Here is a 13039-nt window from a genome sequence, read left to right as displayed (position 1 = left end):
GGCATGCTCGGGGACGCTACCGGCCGGGTGTGACATTCCAGGGAAGCGCTGGCGGGCCGATCTTGGGGAACGTACGGTCGCGGGATGTTCTCCCTCCCGGAACCACCCTTGTTCGCGCGCCTGAAGAAGGCGGAACGGATCCTGATCGCCGGGGCCGGCGGCGGGTTCGACGTGTACGCGGGGCTGCCCCTCGCGCTGGCGCTGAGGGCGCAGGGCAAGGACGTCCATCTGGCGAACCTGTCGTTCAGCCACCTGGCCGGCCTGGACGCCGAGGTCTGGTGGGCGCCGGACGTCGCCAGGATCGGGCCCGGAACCCTGGGGCCCGAGTCGTACTTTCCGGAGGGGGTGCTGGCCCGCTGGCTGGAACGGCACGGGCAGCCCTCGACGGTCCACGCGCTCGGGTGGGTGGGCGTGCGGCCGCTCAGGGAGGCCTACCGCTTCCTCGTGGAACGGCTCGGCATCGACGCCATCGTGCTCGCGGACGGCGGTACCGACATCCTGATGCGCGGCGACGAGCAGGGCCTGGGAACGCCTGAGGAGGACATGTCGAGCCTTGCGGCCGTCCACGGGCTCGACGTACCGGAGAAACTCGTCGTGTGCCTGGGGTTCGGCGTGGACGCCTATCACGGTGTCAACCATTCGCACGTCCTGGAGAACCTCGCCGCGCTGGACAGGGAGGGCGCCTATCTGGGCGCGTTCTCCATTCCGCGCGACAGCAGGGAGGGCGCCCTGTACCTGGACGCGGTCGCGTACGCCCAGGAGCTGACCCCGGTCCGTCCGAGCATCGTGAACGGTTCGATAGCGGCGGCCCTGCGGGGCGAGTTCGGGGACGTGCGGTTCACCGCGCGCACGAGCAACAGCGAGCTGTTCATCAATCCGCTGATGTCGATGTACTTCGCGGTGGATCTGGACGGCCTGGCCCGCAGATCCCTGTATCTGGAGCGGATCGAAGAGACCGTCCAGATCCGCGAGGTCATCTCCATCATCGAGGGTTTCCGCCACGACCTGGGCGCCCCGCGTCCACCGCGCCAGTATCCGCACTGAACCGGTCGTTTGGTTCCGGGGGCGCGCGTGGGTGATGCTTAGCTCGTGTCAACGGAGACTCTGAACGCGGTTGGCGGAGCGGCTGAGCTGCGCGCCTTCCTGCACGGGCTGCCCGGGGTGGACCAGGTCGGCGCCGAGGAGCGGGCGGCGCGGCTGGCCACCCGGTCGATCAAGACCACGGCCAAGGCGCGGGCCATCGATCTGGCGATCTCCATGGTGGATCTGACCACCCTGGAGGGCGCCGACACGCCCGGGAAGGTGCGGGCGCTGTGCGCGAAGGGCGCCCAGCCGGACCCCGGCGATCCGGACGTGCCCAGGGTGGCGGCGATCTGCGTGTATCCGGACCTCGTGGGGGTCGCGGTGGAGGCGCTCAAGGGGACCGGGATCGGGGTGGCGAGCGTGGCCACGTCGTTCCCGTCCGGGCGGGCGCCGCTGGAGGCGAAGCTGGCCGACACCCGGGCCGCGGTGGCGGCCGGGGCGAGCGAGATCGACATGGTGATCGACCGCGGCGCGTTCCTGGCCGGCGACTACCTGAAGGTGTACGAGGAGATCGTCGCGGTCAAGGAGACCTGCGGCGACGCCCATCTGAAGGTCATCTTCGAGACCGGCGAGCTGGTCACCTACGACAACGTGCGGCGCGCGTCGTGGCTGGCGATGCGGGCCGGGGCCGACTTCATCAAGACGTCCACCGGCAAGGTGAGCCCGGCGGCGACGCTGCCGGTCACGCTGGTGATGCTGGAGGCGGTGCGCGACTTCCGCGACCGGACGGGGCGGCAGGTCGGCGTCAAGCCCGCCGGCGGCATCCGGACGACCAAGGACGCGATCAAGTACCTGGTGCTGGTGAACGAGACCGCCGGGCCCGACTGGCTCGGCCCGGAATGGTTCAGGCTCGGCGCGTCCAGCCTGCTGAACGACCTTCTGATGCAGCGCCGCAAGCTGGCCACCGGCGTCTACTCCGGTCCCGACTACTTCACGGTGGACTAGAAATGATCTTCGAGTACGCGCCGGCGCCCGAGTCCCGGGCGGTGGTGGACATCCGGCCCTCGTACGGGCTGTTCGTCGGCGGCGAGTTCACCGACGGCCACGGCGAGCCGTTCAAGAGCATCAACCCGGCGAGCGAGGAGACCCTGGCCGAGATCGCGACCGCGGACGCGGCGGACGTGGACCGCGCGGTGGCGGCCGCGCGCACCGCGTACGACAAGGTCTGGGGGCCGATGCCGGGCCGGGAGCGGGCCAAGTACCTGTACCGGATCGCCCGGATCGTCCAGGAGCGCTCGCGCGAGCTGGCCGTCCTGGAGTCGATCGACAACGGCAAGCCGATCCGCGAGTCGCGGGACGTGGACCTGCCGCTGGTCGCCGCCCACTTCTTCTACTACGCGGGCTGGGCCGACAAGCTCGGGTACGCGGGCTTCGGCCCGGATCCCAGGCCGGTCGGGGTGGCCGCGCAGGTCATCCCGTGGAACTTCCCGCTGCTGATGCTGGCCTGGAAGATCGCCCCGGCGCTGGCGGGCGGCAACACGGTGGTGCTCAAGCCCGCCGAGACGACCCCGCTGACCGCGCTGGCGTTCGCCGACATCTGCCGCCAGGCGGAGCTGCCGCCGGGCGTGGTCAACATCGTGACGGGCGCGGGCGAGACCGGCCGGCTGCTGGTGGAGCACGACGGCGTCGACAAGGTCGCGTTCACCGGCTCCACGGACGTGGGACGCCGGATCGCGCGGTCCGTCGCGGGCACCCGCAAGCGGGTCACGCTGGAGCTGGGCGGCAAGGCCGCGAACGTGATCTTCGATGACGCGCCGCTCGACCAGGCCGTCGAGGGCATCGTGAACGGGATCTTCTTCAACCAGGGCCACGTGTGCTGCGCCGGGTCCCGGCTCCTCGTCCAGGAATCGGTGGCCGAGGAGCTGCTCGACCGGCTCAAGACGCGCATGGCCACGCTGCGCGTCGGCGACCCGCTCGACAAGAACACCGACATCGGCGCGATCAACTCCGCCGAGCAGCTGGAACGGATCCGCACCCTCTCCGAGATCGGCGAGCGGGAGGGCGCGGTGCGCTGGTCGCCGGCCTGCGAGCTGCCGCAGCGCGGCTTCTGGTTCGCGCCGACGCTGTTCACGGACGTGGCGCAGTCGCACCGCATCGCCCGCGAGGAGATCTTCGGGCCGGTGCTGTCGGTGCTGACCTTCCGCACGCCCGCCGAGGCCGTCGAGAAGGCCAACAACACCCCGTACGGCCTGTCGGCCGGCGTCTGGACCGAGAAGGGCTCGCGCATCCTGTGGATGGCCGAGCGGCTGCGCGCGGGCGTGGTGTGGGCCAACACGTTCAACAAGTTCGACCCGGCGTCGCCGTTCGGCGGCTACAAGGAGTCCGGCTACGGCCGCGAGGGCGGCCGGCACGGTCTGGAGGCTTACCTCGATGTCTGAGTCCCGTTTGGCCGTGCGGAAGACGTACAAGCTGTTCATCGGGGGCGCGTTCCCCCGTTCCGAGTCCGGCAGGTCGTACATCGTGAACGACGCCAAGGGCCGCTTCCTGGCCAACGCCTCGCAGGCGTCCCGCAAGGACGTCCGGGACGCGGTCGGCGCCGCGCGCAAGGCCGCGGGCGGCTGGGCGGGCCGGACGCCGTACAACCGCGGCCAGATCCTCTACCGGATCGCCGAGATGCTGGAGGGGCGGAGCGCGCAGTTCGCGGACGAGTTGCGCGCCGCCGGGCTCGGCAAGAGCGCCGCGGCCGCCGAGGTGGACGCGGCGGTCGACCGGTGGGTCTGGTACGCGGGCTGGGCCGACAAGCTGGGCGCCGTGCTCGGCTCGGCCAACCCGGTCGCGGGGCCGTTCTTCAACTTCTCGACGCCGGAGCCGACCGGCGTCGTCGGGATCGTCGCGCCGGACTCGCCGCTGCTCGGGCTGGTGTCGGTGGTGGCGCCGGCGATCGTGTCCGGCAACGCGTGCGTGGTCGTCGCGTCCGAGCCGGCCCCGCTGCCCGCGATCACGCTCGCGGAGGTGCTGGCGACGTCCGACCTGCCGGGCGGTGTCGTGAACGTCCTCACCGGCCGCCGCGACGAGCTCGCGCCGTGGCTCGCGTCCCACATGGACGTGAACGCGCTCGACCTCGCCGGCGTGCGGGACGAGGCCGTGCGCGAGCTGGAGGAGGCCGCCGCGGAGAACCTGAAGCGAGTGTTCCGTCCCACTGGTGATGACTGGTCCCGGGAGCCCGGAACGGCGCGGATGACCGCGTTTCTGGAGACGAAAACCGTGTGGCATCCGGTGGGCGTCTGATCCCTCGATAGCCCGAGTGTGTGTAGACCGTCACTTTCTGTGGAATAGACCTCCCGAAGCTGATCATCACGGGGGGTAGATCAGTGCCTACCAAGACGACATCGCGTACGACGTCGAGCCGAGGTACGGCCGCGCGTACGAACGGCACGAAAAGCAAGCGGTCGACCACGTCCAAGAGCTCGCCGGCCAAGCGCACCAGCGCGGCGTCGCGGAGCACTTCGGGCCGGACCACGGCCACGGCCCGCCGGACCACCGGCACCGGGACGCGGTCCTCGACCACCGCCAAGCGCGGCACCACCGCGCGCAAGAGCACGACGGGAACGACCGCGCGGAAGAGCACGAGCGGCACGACCGCGCGGAAGAGCACGACCGGGACCACCGGCCGGACGAGCGCGGCGACCAGCCGTACCTCGAAGGCCGCGGCGACCAAGGTCACCAAGGCGGCGACCGAGGCCAAGACGGCGGCCACCAAGATGAAGTCGGTGGCCACCAAGGCGACGGCGTCGGCCAGGTCGATGACGGCCATGACCAAGGCCATGACCACGGCGACGAAGGCGATGACCGACGCGTCCAAGGCCATGAACCAGGCGGCCAAGGCCATCACCACGTCCGCCAAGGCCACGGCCAAGAGCACCGGCACGACTTCGCGGAGCACGACGTCGCGGAGCACGGGTTCCCGGAGCACGGGCACGCGGGCGGCCGGCTCGCGGAGCACCGGCACCAGGAGCACGACGTCCCGGAGCACGGCTTCGCGGAGCACGGGCGCCAAGAGCACGGGCGCGAAGAGCACGGGCACGCGCGGCACGGCCTCGCGGAGCACGGGCACCCGGAGCACGGGCACCCGCAAGACGTCACCGGCGACGAGCCGGTCGCGGTCCACGACCTCGCGGTCCACGACCACGTCCCGGACGACCCGGCCGCGGACCGCGGCGGCGCGCAAGACCGCCGGCGCGTCCACCGGTACGGCGCGCAGGTCGTCGTCGGCCGGAAGGAGGTCGTCGTCGTCCGCGACGTCCGGACCAGCCGCCCGGCCCGCGGCCGCGGCGTCCCGGGGGACGGCCGAACCGGCGGCCCGGCCGGCGGCGATGGTCGAGCCCAAGACCGACATGGCGCCGGCGGGACGTCCGATGAGGGCCGAAGGTCCTCTTTACTCGAGCGTCGGCCGGGGTACGAACGGCGGCTGAGGCCGGTTCCGGCGGCGAGGCCCCTTCCCGTAGCAGAATGGGGAGGGGGCTTCGCCTGGTACGCCCACGATTGCGCGGAGGTTCGGGATGGACGACAAGCAGATCCTGGCGCGGATCAGCGAGTACGTGACCGACGAGCAGGAGCTGCGCGAGCGGCACCGGCGCGGCGAGCTGGCCGGGGACGAGGAGCGCCGCCGGCTCCAGGAGCTCGAGGTGGCCCTCGACCAGTGCTGGGACCTGCTCCGGCAGCGCCGGGCCAGGATCGACGCGGGCGAGGACCCGGGCGAGGCCCGGGTCCGCCCGCCCGGCCAGGTCGAGGGCTACCTGCAGTAGCGGGCCCGCGCCCGGCCTACATGCGTTCGGGCGTCGGTACGCCCAGCAGCTCCAGGCCGGTGACCAGAGTGCGGAGCGTCGCCGCGCACAGCGCGAGGCGCGACGCCTTGGTCTCCTCGTCCGGGGCCTTCAGCACCGGGCAGTTCTCGTAGAAGGCCGTGTACGCCGAGGCCAGGTCGAAGATGTAGCTCGCCAGCCGGTGCGGCTCGGCCTTCGCGGCGGCCTGCTCCAGCGCCGCCCCGAAGCTCAGCAGGTGCAGGGCCAGCGCCCGCTCTGCCTCGTGCCCGATCACGATCGGGCCGGTGGCCGCCTCCGGGCTCAGCCCGCCGGTGCGGAAGATCGACCGGATCCGGGCCGTGGCGTACTGCAGGTACGGCCCGGTGTTGCCCTTGAAGGCGATCATCCGGTCGAAGTCGAAGATGTACTCGCTGTCGCGCGCCACCGACAGGTCGGCGTACTTGACCGCGCCGATCCCGACCATCTCGACGATCGAGGCGCGGGTGGCCTCGTCGAACGCCTCGTCGCGCTGGATCGCGTCGTACTCGACCCCGGCCCGCTCGACGGCCTCGTCCAGCAGTTCGGCCAGCTTGACCGTGCCGCCGGCCCGGGTCTTGAGGATCTTGCCGTCGGTGCCCAGCACGTTGCCGATCTCGGCGTGCTCGGCGACCGTCCGGTCGTCCAGCCAGCCCGCCATCCGGGCCACCGCGAACACCATCTGGAAGTGCAGCGACTGCGGCGTGCCCACCACGTAGACCATCCGGTCGACCCGCTCGGTGTCGACGCGGTACCGGACGGTGGCCAGGTCGCTGGTGGAGTAGTTGTAGCCGCCGTCGCTCTTGCGGATGATCACCGGCAGCGGCTCGCCCTCCCGGCCCTTGAACCCGGGCGGGAACGCGCACAGCGCGCCGTCGCTGACCGTCGCGATGCCCTTGTCCTCGAGCTCCTGGACGGTCGGGGCGAGCATGTCGTTGTAGAAGCTCTCGCCCTTGATGTCGTCGTCGGTGAGCGTGATGCCGAGCCGCTCGTACACGGTGTTGAAGTACCGCTTGGAGACGTCGACGAGCACCTGCCAGAGCCGCAGCGTCTCGGGGTCGCCGGCCTGGAGGTCGACCACCCGCCGCCGCGACCGGTCGGCGAACGCCTCGTCGGAGTCGAACTTCCGCCGCGCCGCCTGGTAGAAGGCGGTCAGGTCGCTGACCGAGGAGTCGTCCCGGGCGGCGGCCTCCTCGCCGAGGTCGAGCAGGTGCTCGATCAGCATGCCGAACGGGGTGCCCCAGTCGCCGACGTGGTTGTCGCGGACGACCTCGTGCCCGAGGAACTCCAGGATCCGGGCGATCGCGTCGCCGACGATCGTGGTCCGCAGGTGCCCGACGTGCATCTCCTTGGCCACGTTGGGCGAGGAGTACTCGACGACGACCTTCTGCCGGTCCTCGGTGACCGGGACGGCGAGCCGCGCGTCCGCCAGCACGGCCTGGGCCTGCGCGGCGATCCACTCGTCGTCGAAGGTCAGGTTGATGAAGCCCGGCCCGCTGACCTCGACACCGGAGGCCACGTCGGCCACGTCCAGCGCGGCCACGATCTCGGCGGCCACGTCTCGCGGCTTGCGGCCCAGCTTCTTGGCCAGCGGCAGTGCCACGTTGGCCTGAAGGTCGGCGAACTGCGACGGCCGGATGACCGGGTCGGTGTCCGCGTACGACGGTCCGAAGGCGGCGCTGAGCGCGGCCCGGACCCGGGCGGCGATGACGAGTTGCGGATCGGGCATGCCCCAAGGTTATCGGCGCGGTCGGGCAGCCCTGTAACGCTTAAACCTAAAGGTCGGTCTCCACCGGGGCGGCCTCTTCCCGCGCGGTCTCGGGCGCGGCGGCGGGCTCCGCTTCCTCCGGCGCCTTCTTCTCGACCTTTTCCGCCTTCTCCGGCTTCTCTGGCTTCTCGGCCTTCTCTGCCTTCTCTGCCTTCTCGGTGTCGCGGTCGCCGTGCATCAGCCGGCCCAGCCGGGACGGGGTGCGGGTCGCGGCGATCTGCTCCCGGATCCGCTCGACGATGCGGCCCGCCGCCAGGTCGTGGGCGAGCAGGCACGCCGAGGTGATCGCCCGCGCCCGGGCGGCGCCGTGCGCGATGACGACCGTCCCGTTCAGGCCGAGCAGGACGCCGCCGCCGTAGGTCTCCGAGTCGAGCCGGTCGCGCAGCTCCAGCAGCCGGCGCCGCTGGAGCAGGGAGCCGAACCGGGCCGTACGGGACGCCGACATCGCGTCCCGCAGCTCGCCGAGGGCCATCCGCACCGTGCCCTCCATGGTCTTCAGCGCGATGTTGCCGCTGAAGCCGTCGGTGACGACCACGTCCACGGTGCCCGCCAGCAGGTCGTGGCCCTCCACGTTCCCGGCGAACTCGATCCCGTGCTGGCCGCCGGACAGCAGCTCGTGCGCGCGCTTGGTGACCTTGTTGCCCTTGCCCGCCTCGGCGCCGATGTTGAGCAGCCCGACCCGGGGGCGGGGGAGGTCCAGCAGGATCTGGGCGTACGCGGTGCCGAGGGCGGCGAACTGCACCAGCGTCTCCGGCTTGACGTCGGCCGTGGCGCCCGAGTCCAGCAGCACGGTGGGGCGCGGCCGGGTCGGCAGCGTCACCGCGATCGCCGGGCGCATCACGCCCTGCTGCCCCTTCAGCCGCAGCCGGGAGGTCGCCACGACCCCGGCCGTGGTCCCGGCCGACACCAGCGCCGAGGCCCGGCCCTGCTTGATCAGGTGGCAGGCGATCGCGATCGACGAGCGCGGCTTGCGCCAGCTCGCCAGCGCGCCCTCGCCCATGTCCAGGGCCTCGTCGGCGTGCACGATCGGGATCTCGCCCATGATCCCGTACCGGTCCAGCTCGCGCCTGATCCGCGGCGCCTGGCCGACCAGCACCAGCCGCGCGCCGTGCTCGCGGACGGCCGCCACCGCGCCCGCGATGATCTCGTCCGGGGCATGGTCGCCGCCCATCGTGTCGACGGCGACCGGCGCGGGGCGGCCCGGCGCCGGGCGCGGCTCGCCCGTGCCGGTCATGGCGACTCCAGGAGGGTGAAAGGTCGGGGAGGGCCGCGGAAACGCAGCTCATCGCATCGTAGGCGGTCCCCGTCCCTGCTCCGTCAGGCGCCCTCGCCGTAGTCGCCGGAGTCGGTGGTGCCGCTATTCGGCCTTTTTGCCGCAGTCGGCGCCGAGGCAGCGGGCGTTCTCCACCACCGGCCGGCCGTCGACCAGGATCGTGTAGTGGTGCTCGCGGGTCTCGTCCTCGCCGGTGGCGATGACCTGGACGGTCTTCTTGTCGGCGGTGCTGCCCGAGCAGCCGGCGCGCAGCTTGAGCTTGGTCCAGCCGGGCAGGTCGTGGCAGCTCAGCGCCTTCTGCAGCTGGATCCCGCGGCCGCGCAGCTCGTCGGCGGCGGTCGTCCCGAGGGCGCCGCGCAGCGCCGACTGGGTCGGGTAGCGCAGCTCCTTGGAGTCGGTCAGCAGCACGTACACGATGGCGGCCGCGACCACGCCGAGGACGGCGAGGCCGGCGATGCCGAGGGCGGTGCCCTTCTTACGGGTGATCTCCACAGCCGTAACGTCGCCCCGAGCGCCGGGCGTATGCGCGGGACGGGCCAGGTTTTCCCTGGTCATGGCCCGTGATTGGGGTCAGCGGGCGGTACCGCAGGAGACGCCGAGGCAGCTCGTGCGGATGGGCGCGCGGCCGTCGACCCTGATCTCGTACGACTCCTCCGGCCGCCGGGTGGCGGCGCGCTCGGTCTCGCCGTACACGGCGACCCGGGCGCCGGCGCTGGTGTGGCCCGTGCAGCGGACCATGACGGTGGCGTCGGTGAGGGGCTCGTCGAGCCGGCAGTCGGGGCGGCGGTCCATCGCGATCCCGTGCCGGGCCAGCTCGGCGACCGTCCCGTCGGCGACGGCGTTGCGGTACGCGCCCTCGGAGATCCGCTGCATCATGTCGCACCCGGTCAGCGCGAGCGCGAGCAGGACGGCGACGGCGGCGGTACGCAGCGGGCGCCTCATGCCAGCACCTCCGCGACCGCGTCGGCGACGGCGTCGGGCCGGTCGAGCTGGACCATGTGCTTGGTGCGCGGCAGCACGGTCTGCCGCCCGCGCGGGCTCATCCCGGCGAGCGCGCGGTGCCCGCCGGTCCACTCGCCCGCCCGGCCGGTGTCGCGGAAGTCGCCGAGGGCGGTGAGGACGGCCAGCGGGACGTCGGGGAACGGCCGCCGCGCGCGCAGGGCCTTCAGGTCGGCGGCCATCTCCCGGTACGCGAGGTTCTCGGCGAGCACGGTGCCGATCACGGTGCCGCGCCCGTACACCCGCCGGACGGTCCGGTCCGGCACGGCGTCGCCGCGGTCGCTGGTGTAGCGGAGGATCAGCCGGCGCGCGGCGGGCCCGAGCGGCCGGGCGAGCCCGGTGGCGCCGAGGAACGCGCCGAACGCGGCGGCCACCGGGGCGAGCGCGGCGGAGATCCGCGGCCGGGACCGGGGGGCGCGCTCGTAGCTGGGGTCGACCAGGACCAGGCCGTTCAGCAGCCGGGGGTGGGCGCGGGCGAGGGCCTCGGCGTGGAAGCCGGCCACGGAGTGGGCCAGCACGGTGACCGGCGGACCGGCCCGTTCGGCGAGGGCGGCCAGGATCCGGACGTCGCGGCGCAGGCTCGGCGCCGTACGGGCGGCGGGGCTCAGGCCGAGGCCGGGACGGTCGAACGCGATCACGCGGTGCTCCTCGGCGAGCAGGCGGGCGGTGGGGTCCCAGTCGAACCAGGCGCCGCCGAGCCCGGTGCTGAGCAGCAGCCGGGGGCCGCAGGCCGGGCCGGACTCGACCACGTGGACCCGCTCGCCGGCCGCGGGCACGATCTCCGACACGGTCTCCGGGCGTGCCGTCACCGGTGCGCCTCCTCGGGTACGGCGGCGGCGCCGGGGGCGTCCGCCCGCGCCCGCCGCCGGTCGGCGTACAGGGCCCAGGCGATGGTCAGGAGGCCCAGGCACAGGATGGAGATCTGGAACCGCTGGACGATGCCCAGCCACCGGCCCAGCACCATCGCCAGCAGCGTGCCGAGCGCGGCGACGGTCTCGATCAGCGCCAGCAGCCAGCCCCAGCGGGCCAGCGCGGGCCACCAGCCGTACCGGCGGGCGGCGATCGACAGGCACAGCAGCGCCAGCACCCCGCAGACGATCACCAGGCTGCTGGTGACCGAGTGGAACGAGTGCGAGAAGCCGACGTTCCCGGCGCGTTCGAGGAGCGCGCAGCGGGTCTCCAGGCTGGGCGCGCACTCCAGCGGGAACACGGCGTCGCCGATGGCGCACGTCCCGAAGAGCGCGAGGAAGATCCAGCCCGCCACCGCCCAGCGCCGCCGCCGCAGCGTCAGCAGCGCGATCGCCGCGACCGTGATCGCCAGCGAGCCGGTGATGAAGTCGCCGCCGCTGTAGACCGAGTGGTACGGCTGGTTCGCCGCCGAGAGTTCGCTCACATAGCCGTTGACGCTGTCGAGATCGGTGCTCAGGAAGTGCTCGAGCAGGAACGTGCCGTACGTGATGGCCGCGATGACCAGCAGGATCGGTACGAAAGCGGGGGCCTGACCGGGGCCGTCCCGAAGCTCTGGCGCGTGCACCCGCCCCCCTTACGTGTGACCGGTTCCTCAGCATAGGACCCATCGCGGGCTTACTTCGAGTAATCGCCCGGGGGCGGGGGGCGTCCACAGCCCGGACCCCGTTTTGTCAGGTCTGTGGTTGACCAGCTTCTTTGTACCCTCTTGAGGGTAGATATTCGGCATGAGTATGGTTCAACCGCTTCAATGGGGTGGCCTGGGCCTGATTGATCACTGTCCGTGATGCCGCGCGCCCCCTAGGGCGCGCTCCCCGCCGACTTCAAGGAGACCCAACACGTGACACTGGTGAACGACGCGGCTCCCGCAGTGCGATCCACCGGTCGCAAGTTCCGCGCCTTCACGGCGAAGCACCTCGACGAGCTGACGCTCCGCGCCGGGCTGAGCCCCCAGGAACGGCTCGCCACCCGCGCGGTGGCCACCGTCCTGCCGTTCCGGACGAACAGCTACGTGCTCGAGGAGCTCATCGACTGGTCGGCGGCGCCCGACGATCCCATCTACCGGCTGGTCTTCCCGCTGCCGGACATGCTCCCCGCCGAGGACGTCGCCCGCCTCTCCGACCTCCTGAGCAGGGAGGCCCCGAAGGCCGAGATCGACGCCGCCGCCCACGCCGTCCGGATGAAGCTGAACCCCCATCCCGCCGGGCAGATGGAGCTCAACATCCCGAGCTTCGGCGACGGCAAGATCCCCGGGCTCCAGCACAAGTACGACGAGACCGTCCTGTACTTCCCGAAGCAGGGGCAGACGTGCCACGCGTACTGCACGTACTGCTTCCGCTGGGCCCAGTTCGTGGGCGAGCCGGACCTGAAGATGGCCGGCGACGACACCCAGCAGCTGCGGGACTACCTCGTGGCCCACCCCGAGGTGACCAGCGTCCTGTTCACCGGCGGCGACGCCATGATCATGGGCGAGCCGGTGCTGCGCCGCTACATCGAGCCGCTGCTGGAGCTGGACCAGCTGGAGTCGATCCGGATCGGCACCAAGTCGCTGGCCTACTGGCCGCAGAAGTTCGTCACCGACCCGGACGCCGACGCCATGCTGCGGCTGTTCGAGCAGGTCGTCGAGTCCGGCAAGAACCTCGCGTTCATGGCGCACTTCACCCACCCGCGCGAGCTGGAGCCACTGGTCGTCACCGAGGCGGTCCGCCGCATCCGCGACACCGGCGCGGTGATCCGCACCCAGGCGCCGCTGATCCGCACGATCAACGACGACCCCGCGGTCTGGAACTCCATGTGGCGGACCCAGACCCGGATGGGCATGGTCCCGTACTACATGTTCGTCGAGCGCGACACCGGGCCCCAGGACTACTTCGCGGTCCCCCTCGCCCAGGCGTACGACGTCTTCCGGAACGCGTACAAGGACGTCGCCGGGCTCTCCCGGACCGTCCGCGGCCCCTCCATGTCCGCCACGCCGGGCAAGGTCTGCGTGGACGGCGTCCTCGACCTGTTCGGGGAGAAGGTGTTCGCGCTGCACTTCATCCAGTGCAGGGACGCCGAGCTCGTCGGCAAGCCGTTCTTCGCCAAGTACGACCCCGAGGCCGTCTGGCTGGACGACCTCAAGCCGGCCTTCGCCGACTCCTTCCCCTGGCAGGCCTGACAGCGCGGGTCCTG

The 13039-nt window shown here is 72.0% G+C and carries 12 protein-coding genes and 1 pseudogene; 7 read left to right on the top strand and 6 right to left on the bottom strand.

The window, feature by feature from the left end; genetic code table 11:
• The first annotated feature begins 108 nt into the window (after positions 1-108).
• The 6 genes from AB0881_RS01700 to AB0881_RS01675 all read left to right on the top strand — a co-directional run bounded on the left by AB0881_RS01700 (position 109) and on the right by AB0881_RS01675 (position 5828).
• Positions 109-1044, top strand: coding sequence for a DUF1152 domain-containing protein (locus tag AB0881_RS01700; protein ID WP_366613512.1), 936 nt, complete (start codon positions 109-111; stop codon positions 1042-1044).
• A gap of 45 nt (positions 1045-1089) precedes the next feature.
• On the top strand, positions 1090-2028 hold the full coding sequence (gene deoC / locus AB0881_RS01695) for a deoxyribose-phosphate aldolase (protein ID WP_366613511.1): 939 nt from the start codon (positions 1090-1092) through the stop codon (positions 2026-2028).
• 2 nt (positions 2029-2030) lie between these two features.
• Positions 2031-3461: an aldehyde dehydrogenase family protein gene (locus tag AB0881_RS01690; protein ID WP_366613509.1), complete on the top strand. Its 1431-nt coding sequence runs from the start codon at positions 2031-2033 to the stop codon at positions 3459-3461.
• On the top strand, positions 3454-4311 hold the full coding sequence (locus AB0881_RS01685) for an aldehyde dehydrogenase family protein (protein ID WP_366613507.1): 858 nt from the start codon (positions 3454-3456) through the stop codon (positions 4309-4311). The genes AB0881_RS01690 and AB0881_RS01685 overlap by 8 nt, the downstream gene beginning before the upstream one ends.
• Before the next feature lie 83 nt (positions 4312-4394).
• On the top strand, positions 4395-5495 hold the full coding sequence (locus AB0881_RS01680; RefSeq protein ID WP_366613505.1) for a hypothetical protein: 1101 nt from the start codon (positions 4395-4397) through the stop codon (positions 5493-5495).
• Between the two features lie 87 nt (positions 5496-5582).
• Entirely contained in the window at positions 5583-5828 is a 246-nt protein-coding gene (locus AB0881_RS01675; protein ID WP_366613503.1) for a DUF2630 family protein, read from the top strand.
• Positions 5829-5844: 16 nt separating this feature from the next.
• Here the strand turns inward: AB0881_RS01675 and argS are convergent, their stop codons facing one another.
• The 6 genes and pseudogenes from argS to AB0881_RS01645 form a co-directional block, all read right to left on the bottom strand.
• Positions 5845-7590: an arginine--tRNA ligase gene (gene argS, locus AB0881_RS01670; protein WP_366613501.1), complete on the bottom strand. Its 1746-nt coding sequence runs from the start codon at positions 7588-7590 to the stop codon at positions 5845-5847.
• A 217-nt stretch (positions 7591-7807) separates the two neighbouring features.
• Positions 7808-8863: pseudogene (plsX, locus tag AB0881_RS01665) on the bottom strand (phosphate acyltransferase PlsX); the annotation flags it as partial.
• 123 nt (positions 8864-8986) lie between these two features.
• Positions 8987-9394: a hypothetical protein gene (locus AB0881_RS01660; RefSeq protein ID WP_366613499.1), complete on the bottom strand. Its 408-nt coding sequence runs from the start codon at positions 9392-9394 to the stop codon at positions 8987-8989.
• 78 nt (positions 9395-9472) lie between these two features.
• Positions 9473-9844 carry a hypothetical protein gene (locus tag AB0881_RS01655; RefSeq protein WP_366613498.1) on the bottom strand — a complete coding sequence of 124 codons (372 nt, stop codon included), beginning with the start codon at positions 9842-9844 and terminating at the stop codon, positions 9473-9475.
• On the bottom strand, positions 9841-10710 hold the full coding sequence (locus AB0881_RS01650) for an alpha/beta hydrolase (RefSeq protein ID WP_366613496.1): 870 nt from the start codon (positions 10708-10710) through the stop codon (positions 9841-9843). The genes AB0881_RS01655 and AB0881_RS01650 overlap by 4 nt, the downstream gene beginning before the upstream one ends.
• On the bottom strand, positions 10707-11435 hold the full coding sequence (locus AB0881_RS01645; protein WP_366613494.1) for a DUF998 domain-containing protein: 729 nt from the start codon (positions 11433-11435) through the stop codon (positions 10707-10709). Before AB0881_RS01645 ends, AB0881_RS01650 begins: the two co-directional genes overlap by 4 nt.
• Before the next feature lie 273 nt (positions 11436-11708).
• Between AB0881_RS01645 and AB0881_RS01640 the strand changes: the two genes are divergently transcribed.
• Entirely contained in the window at positions 11709-13025 is a 1317-nt protein-coding gene (locus tag AB0881_RS01640; RefSeq protein ID WP_366613492.1) for a lysine 2,3-aminomutase, read from the top strand.
• The last annotated feature ends 14 nt before the right edge of the window (positions 13026-13039 follow it).

This window comes from Spirillospora sp. NPDC029432 (assembly GCF_040703975.1).
In the GTDB taxonomy this organism is placed as follows: domain Bacteria; phylum Actinomycetota; class Actinomycetes; order Streptosporangiales; family Streptosporangiaceae; genus Spirillospora.
Note: the sequence above shows the minus strand (reverse complement) of the source record. Positions and strands in the feature narration are given on the sequence as shown.

Excerpts from the sequence above, each read along its gene's own strand:
- AB0881_RS01675 (WP_366613503.1), top strand. The coding sequence starts at position 5,583 with ATGGACGACAAGCAGATCCTGGCGCGGATCAGCGAGTACGTGACCGAC.
- argS (WP_366613501.1), bottom strand. The coding sequence starts at position 7,590 with ATGCCCGATCCGCAACTCGTCATCGCCGCCCGGGTCCGGGCCGCGCTC.
- AB0881_RS01685 (WP_366613507.1), top strand. The coding sequence starts at position 3,454 with ATGTCTGAGTCCCGTTTGGCCGTGCGGAAGACGTACAAGCTGTTCATC.
- AB0881_RS01690 (WP_366613509.1), top strand. The coding sequence starts at position 2,031 with ATGATCTTCGAGTACGCGCCGGCGCCCGAGTCCCGGGCGGTGGTGGAC.
- AB0881_RS01655 (WP_366613498.1), bottom strand. The coding sequence starts at position 9,844 with ATGAGGCGCCCGCTGCGTACCGCCGCCGTCGCCGTCCTGCTCGCGCTC.